Annotated in this window: 10 protein-coding genes and 2 pseudogenes; 6 read left to right on the top strand and 6 right to left on the bottom strand. The window is 64.1% G+C overall.

Annotated elements, in window-relative coordinates:
* Window positions 1-167 precede the first annotated feature (167 nt).
* On the top strand, window positions 168-854 hold the full coding sequence (locus ACFVHY_RS16040) for a ZIP family metal transporter (protein ID WP_390273557.1): 687 nt from the start codon (window positions 168-170) through the stop codon (window positions 852-854).
* 429 nt (window positions 855-1,283) lie between these two features.
* Here the strand turns inward: ACFVHY_RS16040 and ACFVHY_RS16035 are convergent, their stop codons facing one another.
* Entirely contained in the window at window positions 1,284-2,399 is a 1,116-nt protein-coding gene (locus tag ACFVHY_RS16035; RefSeq protein ID WP_390273555.1) for an alpha/beta hydrolase, read from the bottom strand.
* A 124-nt stretch (window positions 2,400-2,523) separates the two neighbouring features.
* Between ACFVHY_RS16035 and ACFVHY_RS16030 the strand changes: the two genes are divergently transcribed.
* The 4 genes from ACFVHY_RS16030 (at window position 2,524) to ACFVHY_RS16015 (ending at window position 9,426) form a co-directional block, all read left to right on the top strand.
* On the top strand, window positions 2,524-4,038 hold the full coding sequence (locus ACFVHY_RS16030; RefSeq protein ID WP_390273553.1) for a DUF3375 domain-containing protein: 1,515 nt from the start codon (window positions 2,524-2,526) through the stop codon (window positions 4,036-4,038).
* Entirely contained in the window at window positions 4,035-5,000 is a 966-nt protein-coding gene (locus tag ACFVHY_RS16025; protein ID WP_390273551.1) for a DUF4194 domain-containing protein, read from the top strand. The genes ACFVHY_RS16030 and ACFVHY_RS16025 overlap by 4 nt, the downstream gene beginning before the upstream one ends.
* The gene (locus ACFVHY_RS16020) at window positions 4,997-8,341 is read left to right on the top strand and encodes an ATP-binding protein (RefSeq protein ID WP_390273549.1); all 3,345 of its coding nucleotides are present in this window, start codon (window positions 4,997-4,999) and stop codon (window positions 8,339-8,341) included. The genes ACFVHY_RS16025 and ACFVHY_RS16020 overlap by 4 nt, the downstream gene beginning before the upstream one ends.
* A gap of 137 nt (window positions 8,342-8,478) precedes the next feature.
* Entirely contained in the window at window positions 8,479-9,426 is a 948-nt protein-coding gene (locus ACFVHY_RS16015) for a MamI family restriction endonuclease (RefSeq protein ID WP_083229432.1), read from the top strand.
* 127 nt (window positions 9,427-9,553) lie between these two features.
* On the opposite strand, the gene ACFVHY_RS16010 is transcribed toward ACFVHY_RS16015, so the two are convergent.
* Together ACFVHY_RS16010 and ACFVHY_RS16005 are read right to left on the bottom strand one after the other, a co-directional pair.
* Window positions 9,554-11,587, bottom strand: coding sequence for a class I SAM-dependent DNA methyltransferase (locus tag ACFVHY_RS16010; protein ID WP_390273547.1), 2,034 nt, complete (start codon window positions 11,585-11,587; stop codon window positions 9,554-9,556).
* Between the two features lie 439 nt (window positions 11,588-12,026).
* Window positions 12,027-12,341, bottom strand: a pseudogene (locus ACFVHY_RS16005) (hypothetical protein); the annotation flags it as partial.
* 391 nt (window positions 12,342-12,732) lie between these two features.
* Between ACFVHY_RS16005 and ACFVHY_RS16000 the strand changes: the two are divergent.
* Window positions 12,733-13,224, top strand: a complete 492-nt coding sequence (locus tag ACFVHY_RS16000; RefSeq protein WP_390273545.1) for a nuclear transport factor 2 family protein — start codon at window positions 12,733-12,735, stop codon at window positions 13,222-13,224.
* A gap of 59 nt (window positions 13,225-13,283) precedes the next feature.
* On the opposite strand, the gene ACFVHY_RS15995 is transcribed toward ACFVHY_RS16000, so the two are convergent.
* The 3 genes and pseudogenes from ACFVHY_RS15995 to ACFVHY_RS15985 all read right to left on the bottom strand — a co-directional run bounded on the left by ACFVHY_RS15995 (window position 13,284) and on the right by ACFVHY_RS15985 (window position 16,563).
* Window positions 13,284-13,889 (bottom strand): class I SAM-dependent methyltransferase, encoded by a 606-nt coding sequence (locus tag ACFVHY_RS15995; RefSeq protein ID WP_390273543.1) that lies wholly within the window; start codon window positions 13,887-13,889, stop codon window positions 13,284-13,286.
* A 743-nt stretch (window positions 13,890-14,632) separates the two neighbouring features.
* A pseudogene (locus ACFVHY_RS15990) lies at window positions 14,633-15,261 on the bottom strand (uracil-DNA glycosylase).
* A 9-nt stretch (window positions 15,262-15,270) separates the two neighbouring features.
* Window positions 15,271-16,563, bottom strand: coding sequence for a hypothetical protein (locus ACFVHY_RS15985; protein WP_390273541.1), 1,293 nt, complete (start codon window positions 16,561-16,563; stop codon window positions 15,271-15,273).
* Between the last annotated feature and the right edge of the window lie 249 nt (window positions 16,564-16,812).

Raw genomic sequence — 16,812 nt, 5'->3', positions numbered from 1 at the left:
CGACACCGTTTCAGGGTCCAGCAGTGGTCACCGACCGGGAAGGCTCACACGACCAGCATCCCCCAAAAGGAAGCCGATCCATCCCCATTAGGGTCTCCGCAACCAAGCCACCACACCTCCGCGCGCCGCACTCGCCATCGCCCGCGACACGTAGCAACCTTGTGCACATGCTCACCGCGGTTCTGTACGGCCTCGCGACTGCCATTCCGATTGCGGTCGGTGCCGCGATCGGTCTGCGCTGGAACCTGCCGAATCCGATCCTTGCGACGCTGATGGCGTTCGGCGCGGGCACGATGATCGCCGCCGTCTCCACGGAACTGTTCGAACCCGCCTTTACCCAGGCCGGCACCGGAGTCGCCGCCCTCGCGCTGTTCTCCGGGACCGCGGTATACGTCGTGGCCGACCGGCTCGTCGAGACCAAGCTCGGGTCGTCGGCGATCGGTCCCGCACTGATGATCGGCGTCTTCCTCGACGGCGTGCCGGAGAACACCGCGCTCGGCGTCTCATTGACCGCCGGCGGCTCGCTCGTGCTGGTGGTGGCGATTGCCGTCGGTAACGTGCCGGAAGCGGTGAGCGGCGCGTCGTTGATGCGCCGCGAGCACGACGCCTCGGGCCGCTCGGCGCTCGCGATGTGGACGTTCACCGCCGTCGTCCTGGTGGCGGTCACCGTCGGCGGTTATGCCGTCGCCGACACCATCTCACCGACCGCGATCAGCGTCGTCCAGGCCTTTGCCGGTGGAGCCACGCTTGGTGTACTCGCCAACTCACTGATGCCCGAGGCCTACCGTGAGGGTGGTTGGTGGGTCGGCCTTGCGACCGCGGCGGGTTTCCTGCTCGCGTTCGTCCTTGGGTGAGTGAGCGTCACCAACGAACTGAGCGACGCTCTTCGCCCTGATCCGAAAGTCCGCAAACCGCTGCTCCCTAGTTCGAAAGAACGGCGAGATCGACGGTCCGGGCGGGCAACCGGCAGACTTCAACTCGACCGATGGACTTCGATCGAAGTCCAGGAGTCGAGTTGAGGTCTGTTGGTCACGAACGGGGTAGTGCGCGCGAGACAGGCGCGCTGTCTGAGCTCGATTCGCGCGTGCTGGTATAGCTTCCCCGGCTGGGAGATGAGGCGGTACCAAAGCAGGTGCGGCCCGTAGCCTCGAGGCAGGTCTTTCGTGGTCCACGCTGGCCGTCAGGCCGCAAGTACTGAGGTGTGAGGAGCGCAAGCCGCCGGGCCGAGCAAGCTACGGAGGAGCGCGTCTAGGTCGACGAGCCACAAAGGGCATCCACAACCCTCAGTGCGTCTGCACAGCCTCCGGGTCTCCTTCGACGTGCCCGTCCGCCAACTCCGACAACGCCCGGAACACGCGCTTGGACGCCTCGGCCCACGGCATGAGGATCGGGAAGACGTGGAACATACCGGGTTCTTCGATGGCGTGCGTCGGCACCTCCGACGCCTCGAGCCGTGCCGCGAAGTCGCGTATGCCGTCGCGGAACATCTCGCTTCCGCCCCAGCACACGAACGTCGGCGGGAACCACGCCGGATCGGGTTCACCGTTGATGGGCGACACCCGTGCATCGTTGGGCTGGACGCCGTGCAGGTACGGCGTGACCGGGATGCTCCAGGGGAGGATGTCGTAGGGCGCGTTGTCGGTGATCGACGGATGGTCGAGGTCGAGGTCGATCTCGGGGGAGAACAACGCCAAAGCGCCCGGACGCGGCAAGTCGTGGTCCCGAAGGTAGGCGACCAACGACGCCGCGAGCCCACCGCCACCGGAGTCGCCGGCGACGATGATGTGTTCCGGGTCGACGCCGCGGCCCAGCAGCCCGCGATAGACGTCGGCGGCGTCGTGAACGCCTGCGGGAAACGGGAATTCGGGGGCCATCCGGTAGTCGGCGATGAACACCTCGTGGCCGGAGATCCGCACGAGCGACGACGCGAACGCCGAATACATCATCGGCGAGGTGCCGATGTACCCGCCGCCGTGCAGGTACAGGATCGTCGCGCCGATCTCCTGCTTGTCGTCACAGTCGTCGACGTACGCGTCAGAGCTCGCCTTGGCGCGACACCATAGCCCGGGCACGCCGCCGATCGTGTCATCGGTGAGTTCGACGCCGTCGGTCAGCTCGACGAAGGGCGGCATCACGACGCGGCACACGTCGTCGAGAATCTTCTCCATCGACCGGAACTCCTCGATCGGCAGTCCCATCGAGTAGCCCATGAACGCGCGGATGGTCTGGCGGGTGACGGACTGGCCGAGGTTGTCGAGCAGCCCGGACGGGCCCGACCACGGCTTGCGGAACGGCACCCGCGCGAGGCCGTTGATCATGCTCTGCGCGAGTCCGACGACGGTCAGCGCGGTCACCGGCGCCGACGCGGTCTGGACCTCCGGACGATCAGCCATCACCATGCCGCCAAGCGTAACGAGCGTGCCGATGCCCGGCTGGACACGCGACCCACCGGGTGGGGCGGCGGCCGCCGGGCGTGGCAAACTACCCGGGTCCTCTAGTCCCCGAGATCCCCGTGAGGCGGCGATGGAGTTCTCAGCCTTCCCGGCTCCGGTCGAGGCCCCCGGCGCATCGAGCGGCGCCGAGTCCGTGCAGGTCACGCTATCCGACGCGTGGGAATCGAACCGCTCGATCCAGAAGTCGGCGGTAGGGCGACTCTTCGCGGCCACCAACTCGGCTCTCTACGTCACCTTGATGGAACGTCACCTCGACTACGGCGCCAAACTGTCGGAGACCGAGCTGACCGTGCGGCTGGACCGCGACCTCGCCGACCTCGACCTCACCGATCAGGCCACCGGCCTCGAACTGGTCAAACTCTGGGCTCGGCAGGGCTGGCTGCACCGCGTCACCGACACGACCGACCCGCACGCCCCCAACCTGTGCCACCTGACCAGCGAGGCACGATCGGTCCTGGACTTCATGCGACGTCAGCGTCGCGAGGATTCGATCGCCACCGGCGGATCCATCACCGGTATCGCCGCCGAGCTCCGACGCGTCGCCGGTCAGGTCAGCAACGACCCGGACCAGATCCGTTCGGAGATCGAGGCGCAGATGTCCGACCTCGACGCCGAACTCGCCGACCTCGACGCCGGCCGACGCCCCCCGGTCGACCTGCGCGTGGCCGAGGACGCCGCCCGGACCATCGGCTACCAGATGGAGCAGATCATCTCCGACATCGGCCAGTACGGCACGATGCTCGACCGCATCACCACCGCGCTGCTCGACGACCCCGGCGACTCCGACCTCGTCTACCGCGACCGCCAGCGACAGCTCTTCGACGACTACGAGGCGCTCCTCGACTCGCCGCAGTCCGCGTCGTACCAGGCGTTCTCGCACCTGATCCAGGATCCGGAGCGTCGCGCCCGCCTGAAGTCCGACATCGAGACCATCATTGCCAGCTTCCCGGGCATGGACGCGGGCCTGCGGTCGGTGATGGACAACTTCTTCGGTCTCGTGACCCAGCAGATGGCCGAGGTCGGCCGCACCCGGCAGCGGTGTGCACGCCGTATTCGACGCTTCGTCGCGTCCGGGACGCTCGAGCAGAGCCGCGGCCTCGCCCGACAGCTCAACGACGCCCTGGCCACGGCCAACGAGTTGCTCAAGACGTCGCTCGCGGACCGTCGTATCGGCTACGAGCTGCCTCTGGCCGCGCCGACGGTGAACTCGATCGGCCGCCTCGCCTTCGAGATCCGCGAACACGTGCCGCCCGCGCCGGCGCTCCCGTCCGTCGTCGACGCCGACCTCACCTCGTTCGCCTCGCTGTCGGGCCAGGTCGACACGACCGAACTCACCGACACCGTCAATGCCGCGGTCGCCGCCGGACCCGTCGCGCTCGCCGACGTCATCGGAGGACTCGAGGAGCCGTACCTCGCGCACGTCATCGTCCTGTGGTCGTGGGCCTCGAAACAGCAGGCGGCAGGGGAGAAGGTACCGATGACCACCGTCCGCTTCCGGTCCCTCATCGGCGACGACCACGCCATCGAAGTGCCCGACCTGACCTTCACCGAACCGATTCCGACTGCGGAGGTCGACGCCGAATGACATCTTTGCCCCCTGAGGCTGACCAACTGCTCCCTGAGGTGCGAGCGCAGCGAGCCACGAAGGGCGACATGCCCACTGAGAGCGAAGCTGACTCTCTGCCCCCCGAGGTGCGAGCGGACGACCCTCTGCCCCCTGAGGTGCGAGCGCAGCGAGCCACGAAGGGCGACCCCAAGTCCGACCCCGAGACCAGCGCCCCCGCGACCCCCGACGAATTCGCCGGCTTCGACGACCTGCCCACCGTCGCGAACCGCGCGGCCACCCACACGCCGAACGCTCCGCGCTTCGACGGCGACGTCAGCGAGCTGCCCGACCGCGCGTGCTGGGCGCTGCAGAACCTGTTGACCCGCCGCTACATCAGCGGCGACCGGCAACCGCAGCTGTGGTCGTGGGTGGCCGAGTACCAGGACGTGCTGCGCGGCCGCCTCTCCGAACTCGACCTCCGGCTGCGCATCGTCGACGAACTGCAGGTCGCCTTCGTCGAGCAGGCCGGTTACGACTCCCGGTGGGGCCGAAAGATCCTCAAGCGCGAGACGATTCACACCTACGACGCCATCCTGGCGTTGCACCTGGCCAAGTACGTGCGGGCCGCTCGCGACGAGCCGGTCCTGATCACCCGCGAGGAGATCCACGAGCTGTTCGCCGGCGTCACCAACACCATCGACCGCGACCTCGCACTCTTCGACAAGCGCATCGAACGCGCCCTCGACAAGATGGAGGAGCTCGAGTTCCTGCGCAAGCAGCGCGACGACGCCGACACCTTCATCGTCAGCCCGGTGATCTCCGCGGTGATGACGGCGTCGGTGATCACCGACCTACAACGGCAATTCGAGCAGTTCATCGGGTCCGGAGACACCGGCGAAGTGCCACCGGAGGACCTCGCCGACGAGCCTGCCGAGCGGGACGACGACGCAGCCGACCTCGACAATGCCTACGGCGAGAACGACGAAGGAGACGACTGGTGAGCGGGCAGGTCGACCAGTACCACCTGTCCCGGTTGCAGCTGATCAACTGGGGCGTGTTCGACGGGTATCACTCGATCCCGTTCAGTCCCAACGGTTCTCTGATCACCGGGTCGTCGGGTAGCGGCAAGTCGTCGTTGCTCGACGCCATCTCGCTGGCGTTCCTGCCGGATCATCGGCGCAACTTCAACGCTTCGGGCGATGCGACGGCGGCCGGTTCCTCCAGCGGCAAGCGCACGGTCGGCAAGTACGTGCGCGGGGCGTGGGGTGAGCGGCGCGACGGCACCAACGCCCACCGCGAGATCATGTACCTCCGTGGCACCGGCCCGGCGTGGGCGGCCATCGCGGTCACCTACACCTCCAGCTCTGGCCAAGCCATCACCGGCCTGGTGCTGAAATGGCTTGCCGCGGGCAAGATGACCGACGCGCACAGCTCGTACTTCATCTACGACGGCGACGCCGACATCGTCGAGGCCTGCAACGAGTGGGCCGCCAACAACTACAACTCGGCCAAATTCCGCGACCGCGGCTGGCGTGGCGGCCCCGGCGAGGGCAAGTACCTCTCGACGCTGTACTCGCTCATCGGGATCCGCGGCTCCGACGCCGCGCAGCAGCTCCTCGGAAAGGCCAAGTCGCTCAAGAGCGTCGGCGGTCTCGCGCAGTTCGTGCGGGAGTTCATGCTCGACGCCCCGACCAGCATCGTCGGGATCGCCGATGCGCTCGACCAGATCGATCCGCTCGTCGAAGCCCGCGAACTGCTCGACGTCGCGCGCCGCAAGCGCACCATCCTCGGCAACATCGAGGAGGTGCACGAGCGGTACGCGGGGGAGGCGGCCACCTTCTCCGTCCTCGACACCATCGACAACACCACCATCCGCGGCTACGTCAACAACCTGCGGATCCACAACGCGCAGCCCGAGGTCGCCGACCTCGACGACCAGATCACCCGCCTCGACGGTGATCTCGCCGCACTGACCACCCAGCACGACCAGCTCCGCCAGGACCACAGCCTGCTGCTGTCCCGGATCGCCACTTCCACCGGTGATCTCGCCCCATTGCGCGAACAGCTCGGCGGCGCACAGAAACTCAGCACCGAGGTCACCGCCCGACGCAACGCGTACGAAGACAAGGTCTCCGCGCTCGGTTTCACCCCGCCCACCCGGGCCGAGGGGTTCTGGCTGCTGCGCGAGGAACTCACCGAGGAGGCCGCCAAGATCGACGGCCAGCTCGACGCCGGTCGCGCCCACTACGCCGAGGCGCTGGCCAGCGAGGTCGCCGCGCGGACCCGTCGCGACGCTGCGATGGAGGAGCTCGGCCGCGTCGAGAACGCCGGCTCCGCGCTCCCGCGCACCGAGCACGAGATGCGCCGCGCCATCGCCCACGGACTGCAGATCGACGAGTCCGAGCTCAAGTACGTTGCCGAACTCGTCGAACTCGACCCCGACGAAGAGCGCTGGCGCCTGGCCGTAGAGAAGGTGCTGCGCAACGTCGGTCTGCGCCTGCTGGTGCCCGACAAGCACTTCCGCGCCGCCCTGCGGTTCGTGAACTCGCACGACATGCGCGGCCGAATCCAGCTGCACCAGGCCGACTCTCGCCCGATGCCCGTTCTGGAGCCGGGGACCCTGGCCTCGAAGCTGCGTCCCGTCGACGCCTCGCACCCGTGTGCCGCCGAGGCGATGACGGTGCTGTCGAAGCTGGGCAACCACATGTGCGTAGACAGTCCCGGCGAGTTCTCCCAGCACGCCAAGGCCGTCACCGACCAGGGCCTGCGCAAGGATTCAGCGAAGCTCGCGGTGAAGGACGACCGCCAGCAGCTCCGCCGGTCGCAGTACATCTTCGTCGGCGACGTCGCGTCGAAGATCGCCGCCCTGCGCGACGAACTCGAGTACGAGGAGCGGGCGTTCGAGGATGCCCGTCAGGACTGCGCCGAGCTCGACCGTGAGCGCAGCGCCAAGGAACGACGCCGCGACGCGTATCGCCGTGTGTGCGAGCAGTTCACGCAGTGGAACGAGATCGACGTCGACTCTGTGGATGACCGGGTCGACCAGCTCACCGACCAGTACGACCTGCTGATCGAAGAGAACCCCGACGTCGAAGCCCTGCAGCGCAAGGCGGAGGACTTGTGGGAGCAGGTGCGCAACGCGATTTCGCAGGCCGCGCTGGTCAAAGACAAGATCGCCCGCCAGGACTCCCGGCGCACCCAGCTCCTGGACCTCATCGACCGATTGAAGCCTGAAGACGTTCCCGCCCAGGCGGAGAAGACACTCGACGGCTTCCGCGAGGACCTCTCGGCGACTCTCGACGTGCTCAACCCGGAGCCGTACCGCCAGGAGATCGTCAAGGCCGCGAGCCGTGAGCGCGACCGTATGCGGTCAGATGCTCGACGCTCCCGCGACGAGCTCGCCCGCATCCTCGACACCTACGACGAGGAATTCCCGGACGCCATCCCGAATGACAGCGACGACTTCGACGAGCGTCTGCATGACTACGTCGCCGTCTGCCGCCGCATCGACGAGCGTGAGCTGCCGGCCGCCTACGAGCGGATGCGCCGCCTCATCACCGAGCAGGCGCCGGGCGCGATCCTGGGCCTGCACATGGCCGCCGACGCCGAGGAACGTCGCATCGTCGAGCAGATCGAGCGCGTCAACACCGGTCTCGGAGCGGTCGCGTTCAACCGCGGCACCCGCCTACGGCTGCGTCCCGGTCGCAAGAAGCTCGCCGCGGTCGAGGAGCTGACCGAGAAGGCCCGCCAGATCTCCAACCGCGCGACCGCCGTCAGCTTCGGCGACGAGCAGGCCATCCTCGAGCAGTACTCCGACATCCTGCTGCTGCGCGAACGCCTCGCCGGCAACACCCCGGAGGACCGCCAGTGGACGCGCGACGCCCTCGACGTGCGCAATCGCTTCGACTTCTACTGCGAGGAGCACGACGCCGAGTCGGGGGAGACCATCCGTACCTACTCCAACGCGGGCGACAACTCCGGCGGCGAGCAGGAGAAACTGATGGCCTTCTGTCTCGCGGGTGCGTTGAGCTTCAACCTGGCCAGCCCCCACGGCAACGACAACCGGCCAATCTTCGCCCAACTGATGCTCGACGAGGCGTTCTCCAAGTCCGACCCGCAGTTCGCCCAGCAAGCGCTCTCGGCGTTCCGCAAGTTCGGGTTCCAGCTGATCATCGTCGCCACGGTCCAGAACACCAGCACGATTCAGCCGTATGTCGACAACGTCGTGATGGTGTCGAAGACGGAGGCAGGCCCTGAGTTGCGGCCAATTGCAACTGCTACTTCGACGGGGATCAAGGCGTTCTCGGAGCTCCGGCGGTCGGGGAGTCAGTTGGTAGTCTGACGAACAGAAGTTCTTTGTCACCCCGAACTAGAAGAATTAGTGTTCTCACAAATCAAATACGAGAGCTAAGGTATTCCGGCGTCAGTATCTGCATTGAAACAGTTCAGCGATCAGCTTGAAAGAAGGGATTACGCCGAATGAAAGAAGAAGTTGCACTCGCGATTGCAAAAGGAATTCGCGCACGTCGTCAACTGCTCCACGGACTGACGTATGCGCAGCAAGTTCTGCTCTTGGAAGAGATGTTCGTCGACTTCTTCGGCGATCTCCATGTCACTCTCCAGAAATGGGCGGCCTTAACCGGCCAGTCTGCGCAAGTTGATACTGGTTATATCGCGCAGTTTATCGCCTCGATCGTCTTGAGGGAGCCTGGTCAAGGATTCCGAGGGAAGGGCGACGACTTAGCTGATGGCAGTGAAGTCAAATCTGCCGCGAGCATTTCTGGTGTCGACCGACCGCGTTGGAATCACAACATGAACTCTCCGAGCCAAGACTCAGCTAGACTCAAAGTTGGAAAATCTCTCGCAATCGACGAGTATCTAGAATCACCCTATCTCTTTTATCTTCTGGTTGATAGATCTGCGACGGACCCAAATTCACCGAGAGCAATTCGGATCCGTTCGTGGCTCGTAGACTCGCGAAACGACACTGCTTGGCGAGACCTCTTCATGAGGTATCAGGAGCAGAAATCGGGGAGTCAATATAATTTGCAGCTGCATCCCCCGGTTGGTTACGACGACAATATCATCGTAAATACACTCGGTAACCTCGATATGTCCGAAGTTCTTCTCTTTGATGCTCGAATCAGGCGCTCCGATAGAGGTTTACTTGACGTGAGCTGGCCGGTTGAGTTGCCAGAGACGGTGGTCCCGGTGCGGGGTAAGACGCGCGCGTTGCCGTATGGAGGCCGCAGTGCGAGGCCTAGTCGTCTAACCGGGGCCGCAGACCTTGTGGCGGACATAGCCGTCGTTGACCGGCTTTTCCCAGGTGTACTGGCAGAAGAGCAGGAGTCCGTCATTGAGTCTAGCTCGGCTAGTGAAGCGAAAGCTACAGATCTGGAACCTAAGACTGATGTAGAGAGGGGCTAAGTTTGTAGATGGCGCTTTCATTGGGCACGGAAAATCGTGAACTGACGACTATGGAATCGCGTAGTCAGATCGACTCCTTTTGGATTTCAGCCGCTGCAGATTCGCCTTATCTAATCCAATCGTCTGGTCAGTCGTCGGACGTCTGAATGGCGCTCGGCAATCCGTAAGTCGAGTACAGAACCCGACGGCCGCTCTCGACCTGGTCAATCGCGTTAGATACCGTTTCGCTCAGCGCGTCCAGCTCGCCACTGGAAAGTGCAGGTACATAGAGATTTAATACGTCTGACGGGTTGATCCTGCGGCGTGAGCTAGAAGTCCCTCTTCCGAGTGGCCGCAGCTGTGCCTGGACGTCAGGCTGATAGAGCAATCCCAAAACTGCGTACGGGTCGATATTCGGAACAAAGACGCCGAACTCGCTCGAACAGACAACACGATCGTATTCATCCGGAACGACGGTAGCGCGCAGTTTGGAAGGGTTTAAGAGCGATACCAAGACTTCGCCCTTATTGGCAATCTGCCCAGGGGTCGTCGGCGTATACCTATCGGCATCGTGCCAACTCGCTACACCCAGTGCGTCGACGTGTAAGACGGATAGAAATGGTCGCGGCAGGTCGGACTTCTTCTGGAGTTGACGTCGTCGGGTAGTTAAGAATTCGCCGAGCTTGATCGCGCCAGAAGCGTTCAATCGCTCGCGCGCTGCGAGAGCGCCGGGATCGATTCTGCTTGGGTCTAAACTGACGATCGCTTCGGTTGCGACAGACGCTACCAATGGCTTGTCGCTTACCACGAAAAATGGCGCACTCAGTGGGTTAAGTGTCGTCGCGCGACCCACAGCCTCAACAACGGCGGGAAGGTCCGACCCGCTTGGGTCGGCAGCAGCCTTGCCGGCCTGCCGTAGAAAGCCGACATGTTCGACCCTCGCAAGAATCGTCCTCTTCGAACGCACATGATCGGTGCGCTTGATGAAAACTGCGCTAGTTTTTGCGACTGTTCCGCTGAGGGCGAAAGAGGATGTCGGCAGGCTAATATTTGCAACTACGGTAGCATCCGAGGACGAGTTTAAAAACTCGTCAAAATGACGTCCATCAACAATCCCGTCTGGTAGCACTATACCGAGGATTCCGCCAGGCCGGAGCAATTCAAATGCGCGTATAGTGCATGCGAGTGCCGGGTCTATCGCCTTCGCGCGCGAAAGGGACGGTATCCGATTACGGGTACGCTCGATGCCTTCAGCATCAGAATACTTGCCACCGCCGAATGGTGGGTTAGTGAGTATGAGTTGGAGGGTTCCTTCAAGCCGGTCGAGGTCGCTCTCGGTTACGGAGTCCGCCACTGGAAAGACAAGCGGAGATGTCGCGCCGTACAAGAACAGGTTTAGCGCCGCCTTAGCTGCCGAGCCGGGAGACTGATCAGCGCCGAGAAGCCCGCCATTTAGAAGTTTGTCCAGGGTGGCAGAGCCCAGGCGAGACTCTAATGCCTCGAATGCTGCAACCAAGAATCGACCGGTGCCGCAGTAGGGGTCGGCAACAACGGGCGCCGTAATGTCCCATCCGTCGACTGGATTACAGAAGCTTAGCGCGACCTCCGCCATTGAGCGCGCGATGCTACTCGGCGTGAGGTATGTTCCCAATCCTCCCGCGTGGTCGTATCGTCCCGAGAGAAATGCGTCGAACGCGGTCCCGAGCGGGTCTGCGACACTTCGAGACTGATCGGAAACGACATCTTCGACAAGGTTGATCGCTGCGCGAACTACTGTTTCATCAGACATACGAAATGGTTCGTCGACCGGCCATAACGATCTCGGTCTTCCGTCAAGATCCTGGGCGGCCAGTGTTTGATCTTTATTGGCAAAGACAAACGCTTGCTTGACGAGGTCAACAAAGTCGTCGTCCGGGGCAGAGTGGTGGCGGGAAAATATCTTTGATAGAGAATTTTCGTTAAGTGACGCGCCATCGGAAATCCGACTTGTCCACATACGCATATATACGAGTTTGGCGACTTCTTCGATGGCCGCATTCGTTGGGCGGACTCCACCCCTGGCGTAGATGAGCTGATGTAACTCATCGAACTGTCTCGCGAGGCGAAGCTCGCTCTGACCGAGTTCGCCAACGGTTCCGAGGAGGGGGACGTCGAGCATTGCTCCGTGCGACGGTTCTGTCATGTAGAGTCTTCCCCTTCACCGCTGTTATGGCCGGCATCCAGCCGCTCAACCACAGTACCCGGTCCGCTCGCCCAGCCCACTGCCAGATGCGCCTGGTGCGTACTCGCGCCGAGCGAACGTACGGAGCGAGCGTCGCGACTAGGCGAGCCGGTACAAGAAGACCGCGGGCGCACCCGGAAAGCCTGTCGGTATCGCCGGCCTGGCAATGCCGAAACGTGCGACTTCATAGCGCTAGCTGTAGCTCCCGGGGAGGTTGTGAACGGCGTGGCGGGATGACATGTAGATGACTTCCGAGTGAAGTGCGGACGGCATAGAGGTAAGCACCGCTCAACTCAAAGGTCGTAGTGTCCCACCGTAACGCCCCACTGGCCGACCTTGATCGCCTACGTCTTGCCCAGGTGTCGTCGACGACGGCTGGTCGATTCACCGTGCCGAACGATGCGACTTGCAACGGTACGCGCTGCTTGTCTGTGAGTGGACCAGCGGGGACCACGACGTCGGCCGAATCGTCGAACGTGACCAGCCCGAACACATCGCTCGGGTCGAGCTGGGCGACCACGCGCGCAAGCGCTTTCCGTGCGCTGGCCGGTGGGGCGCCGGACGTCGACCCGCTCCAGTCGAGCACGACCCGGAACGCTGTCGGTGTCCGGTCCGTGACGGGACCGGCCGGTGCCTGCAGTTCGAGCAGCACGGTCACCTCATCGGCGGCTTCGTGGGCGACGACCCCGACATTGGGCGCAGCAGAGAGTTTCAGCCGTCTTCCTTCCTCCCCGCCTCGATCGTGTTGTTACCGAAGCGGAGGCGACGACGCTGCTCGTGGTGCGAGAGAGCGACGGCGGTAAGGCGATTGACGACGAACGCAGACCTGGACTGAAACCCGTCATAACCCACAGATGGTCGCATCGACCACTGTCAATTCGGTCGGCCTTGCAGCTGCGGGATGACGCCGCGCTGTTCTGGCGTCCGCGGGGCCAATGTGCCCGAACTCTCGGTAGCGTCCGGATCCTCGGGGCGAGCGCTGCCTTCCGCAGACCAGCCCGGTCGGTGTCCGCGAATCCGCGTGAGGTTGGTGCGATCGGACATACGCTGCCCCTGACGCCCGAGCGGACCGCGGGCGGGGCCTGTGCAGCTGAGAACGGATGACGATGACGACTGATTCGGAGCATGATCACGTCGCAGCGATCGAGCGACTCAAGTACCGCTATTGGCGAGCGTCGGATGCCAAAGACGTGGACGCGTTTCGCAATTGCTTCGTCCGCACCGGAGCACGGATCGACAACGGGCCGATGGGCACCTTCGACGATGCCGACGCCCTGACGGACATCTTCCGGCGGGTCGCACTGCACAAGGTCGACGGCCGGTTCGCCATCCTCGACATGCACCACGGCATGCATCCCGACATCACCCTCACCAGCGAGACGACTGCGACGGGGCGGTGGTCGTTGCGCTTCCGACAGGTGAACCTGCTCGACCGGACCGAGACGGTCATGCTGGGGGAGTACGACGACGAGTACGTCGTCGAAGACGGCGAGTGGAAGATCGCCGCGTCGAAGCTGAGTGAACGCTGGCGGATGCGGCAGCCGCTGTCGCCTGACGTCGAGATCACTGAGGGGACGTTCGGGACCGCCGACGGCTGATTCGGGGTGTCGCTCATAGCTCTTCACGGTTGGCATTCCAGATGCCAAGCAGGTGACCTCTATGCGGGCCGCAAGACCGCCACGAGGAACTCCGACTTGTCGCTGAACGGGCGGACGTCCCAGGACTCTAGGAGCAGGTCCTGAGCGAAGCCGGCGGTGGCTGCGTTCTCGAGGAACTCGTCGAACGCGTAGTCCCGGCCGGCGCCGAACCCGATCACCGCGCGGCCGTCGTCGCGCAGATGTGCGCGCAACCGCTCGAGGACGGTGACACGGGTGCTCGGCGCGAGGAACGCCATCACGTTGCCGGCCGAGACGATCAGGTCGAACGGTTCGTCGATGCCGCGGGCGGGGAGATCGAGCTCGGCGAGATCGTTCACTAGCCAGCGCGGGCCCGGGTGGTCTTCTTCGGCGGCCCGGATGAGGACCGGGTCGACGTCGACGCCGACGACGTCGTGTCCGACCTCGGCGAGGTACCCGCCCACGCGCCCCGGGCCACACCCGGCGTCGAGGATGCGGGACCCGCGCGACGCCATCGTGTCGATGAGCCGAGCCTCGCCGACCAGATCGTTACCCTCGCGCGCCAGGGTGCGGAAGCGTTCGACGTACCAGCTGGAGTGGTTGGGATCGGCGGCGGACTTCTGCATCCAGATGCTTTGTTCGACCATGCCCGCATTCTGCCAAACGCGCCGGAATCATCGACCGTGCCGAAACGCAGCGGGGCGTTGGCCGACTGTCAGGTCGCTTCTGGCGGAAGTGGGGCGCTGAACGCGGAAGCCACAGGAGACTCAGTACGGCGACTTCGATGACCAACAGCAGGACGTCGAGCGTGCTGGTCACTGACCTGTCATAGGTTGCTACGGACGTGATCCCGGAGACGATGCCTACCGCGCCGATGACGGTGGCCGCCACGCGCGCCCAGCGGAAACCGCGTAGGTTGACGTACGCGAGCAACAGCCAGAGCCCGGCAAGAGCGAGGCAGGACGCGACGATCAAACCGGTCGCGACGTTGGTCCCGGTCTCGCTCGCGACACCTAGTGCGTCAGAGCTCCGATAAGTCGATCCGTCACTGAGGAGAACGGACTGCCGCAGACGTGCTTCTTCCCTGACTGCCTCGACCAACGAGAGCGCGTGGAACATGCCGATGAGCTGGATGCTCGCTCCGGTAATCATCAGTCCGGTGGCCAGCCACACCGTGGACGGTGTGGACGCGGAGCGTGTTCGCAACACTCGTTGCGCACCATGCGTGTCAGTCGTCATGCGATGACAATAGGGCGGTTCGACGGCAGCGAGAGATTCTGCTGCACAGCGCATTGGCCCATGCTGGTCGAAACCGTGTGGGCGTCCCGAAGCTACGACTGCAGCCGGTGGCCGAACGTCACCGCAGTCCTCATCCGTTCCAGGTAGGTGCTCAGGCCAGCATGAGTCTCGTCGATACGTCGGCTATCGCGGCTTCGAACCGCTCGCGCCCGCCCGCGGTGTTCAAGCCGCGCATCGAACAGTGCGGAATCTTGCCTGCCGGCACGTAGATGCCGGCGCGCGTGATGGATGCACGACGCCAACCATCGCGAGCAGAACCACCGAGAAGCAGGACGATCTCGAGATTCGGGAGCCGACTTATTACTTCCCGGGTCCAACGGGCCCCGCGTGCCCGCTCCGCCGGGGTCGATCCACCGTTCTTCAAACCGGCAACCGGGAATGGCACCACATTCCAGTGGACGACATCGCCCCAGCCGACTCCGTGGCGCGCATACGCCTCTCGGCAGTTCCGCGCGGTCCGGTCGTTGTTGTCCAGACGCAAAAGGCCCGAGCCGCTATCTGATTCGGCCTTGGTCGACGGGTTGTCCAGGAGCACGAGCATCCGGGCGTTCACGCCGCCGGAGTCGGGGTCGACGTAGGGCACCTCACCTCGACGTAGGCCTTCGGTGTCGGTACCCGATCGGCGAGTTCGTTGAGTGGCGCTACGTGGGGTTCCCGAATCCGCGCCATCTTCGCCGCGACCACATTGGGGTCCGCGTTGCGTCCGTTCACCGGCCCCATCGTTGACCCCTACGAGGCGATCGCAGGAAAGACGATCACCGAACCGTCCTTCTCCTGAACCATGTCGATGGTGACCTCCGACTGCCGTCCGGCAATCTGCACCGTCTGCCCGAGATCGCGCAGTCGACGCGTTGTGTTCAGCAGTTTGTCCACCTCGCCGGAGGAGAACATGATGTCGCGGATGCCGTGAGACCGGTCAAGTTGCAGCGCTGACAGGCGAAGCAAGACGCCGTCAAGGCGGCGATCGATTGCTTCGATATCTTGTTGCTCCTTATGCAGCACCGCAGCGAAGCGTTCGAACGGATTCCCTTCCGACAACTGCGCGTGCTCCACCGCTTGGAGAACGATGACTCGCCGCTTCATCGCGATAGCAAGCTGGGCAAGCTCGACGTGGACGTAGAACTCGCTGTCTGCTGCCTCGACACCCGGGATCGCCTTCGCAAGGTGGTTCAGTTCGACCTTGTCACTGTCAAACGTCTGCAGGGCCTTCTCCCACTTGGCGATTCGGGATGCGGCTTTCGACACGGCGTTTTCGATCGCGAACACCGCGGAGTCCAGTCCCAGGGTCACTCCGATGCGCCCTTCGTCGAGCACGATCGAGGTCGCCTTCTGGATTGCACCCCGGCAGGCCTCCAACGCGTGCCGCTCGGACTCTAGATTGTCGGCGACAAGCTTCTCGAGTAGTTCAGTGATCCGTTCGAGGGTCTTTTGGCGCTGCTGGTCGGCGTATGCGCTCACGCCCACAGCTACAGCCATCAAGACCAGGGGAGCGGCGACGGTCAGCGCACCGACGCCGGCGGCGGCAACTCCCGCCGTCGTCGCCGAGCCTGTCGCGGCACCCGCCGCGGCGGCCTTTCCCGCAGTGACAGGTACGAAGGATGCTTGCGCGGCGATCTTGGACCCATTCGTGAGCGCGCTGTGCACGCCGCCCGCGACGGTCGACGACGCCATCGGCTTGACCATGCCGCCAGCTACCTGTGCCGCAACCTTGGTCGGCAGGACCATGCGGTACAGCGTTTCACCGCCGTCCGTAACGACCTTGGGCGTACTCTTCACCAGCTGAGACAACTGCTGCGCCAAAGGACTCACGCCGTGCAGGTGGATACCCTTCGACCGATCGAGTGACTCGGGCGCCGCATGAGCCTCCAGCGTCGTCAGGGGCGTCTCGCTGAACTCAGCGAGCGCACGGCGAAGGCCCGCGAGCCGATCAGGAGTCAGCGCTGTGTCGCTCAGGACTGCGGGGATATCCGCCTCATCTGTGGCCAGCGTCCACACCGGTACCTGGACGAGTTCGTTGGACATCGGACCTCCATCTGCGTGGGAACGAACCGAATGTATCGGACATGGCCGACACCGTCGCGGTTGGTCCGAACGGACTACAACGCCTCGCGTGTTGGATGGACACCCGTCACCAGGTCGCGGAAGCAGTAGGCCCGCAGACGAATCGAGTTCTGTGCCGAACTTGTGGTTCGAATCCTCGGTTTGCCTCCCGTCGGTTGGCCAACCGCTACAGTGACCGAGTTGTCCGGATGCGCCTTGCGCCCTTGGCCC

Origin of the sequence: Gordonia sp. NPDC127522 (assembly GCF_042672305.1) — a bacterium.
GTDB lineage: Bacteria > Actinomycetota > Actinomycetes > Mycobacteriales > Mycobacteriaceae > Gordonia > Gordonia hongkongensis.
This window is presented reverse-complemented; position numbering and strand designations above follow the sequence as displayed.

Bases quoted from the DNA above. Each gene is read 5' to 3' on its own strand.
- ACFVHY_RS16030 (WP_390273553.1), top strand. From the start codon at position 2,524: ATGGAGTTCTCAGCCTTCCCGGCTCCGGTCGAGGCCCCCGGCGCATCG.
- ACFVHY_RS16035 (WP_390273555.1), bottom strand. From the start codon at position 2,399: ATGGTGATGGCTGATCGTCCGGAGGTCCAGACCGCGTCGGCGCCGGTG.
- ACFVHY_RS15985 (WP_390273541.1), bottom strand. From the start codon at position 16,563: ATGTCCAACGAACTCGTCCAGGTACCGGTGTGGACGCTGGCCACAGAT.
- ACFVHY_RS16040 (WP_390273557.1), top strand. From the start codon at position 168: ATGCTCACCGCGGTTCTGTACGGCCTCGCGACTGCCATTCCGATTGCG.
- ACFVHY_RS16015 (WP_083229432.1), top strand. From the start codon at position 8,479: ATGAAAGAAGAAGTTGCACTCGCGATTGCAAAAGGAATTCGCGCACGT.
- ACFVHY_RS16000 (WP_390273545.1), top strand. From the start codon at position 12,733: ATGACGACTGATTCGGAGCATGATCACGTCGCAGCGATCGAGCGACTC.
- ACFVHY_RS16025 (WP_390273551.1), top strand. From the start codon at position 4,035: ATGACATCTTTGCCCCCTGAGGCTGACCAACTGCTCCCTGAGGTGCGA.
- ACFVHY_RS16010 (WP_390273547.1), bottom strand. From the start codon at position 11,587: ATGACAGAACCGTCGCACGGAGCAATGCTCGACGTCCCCCTCCTCGGA.
- ACFVHY_RS15995 (WP_390273543.1), bottom strand. From the start codon at position 13,889: ATGGTCGAACAAAGCATCTGGATGCAGAAGTCCGCCGCCGATCCCAAC.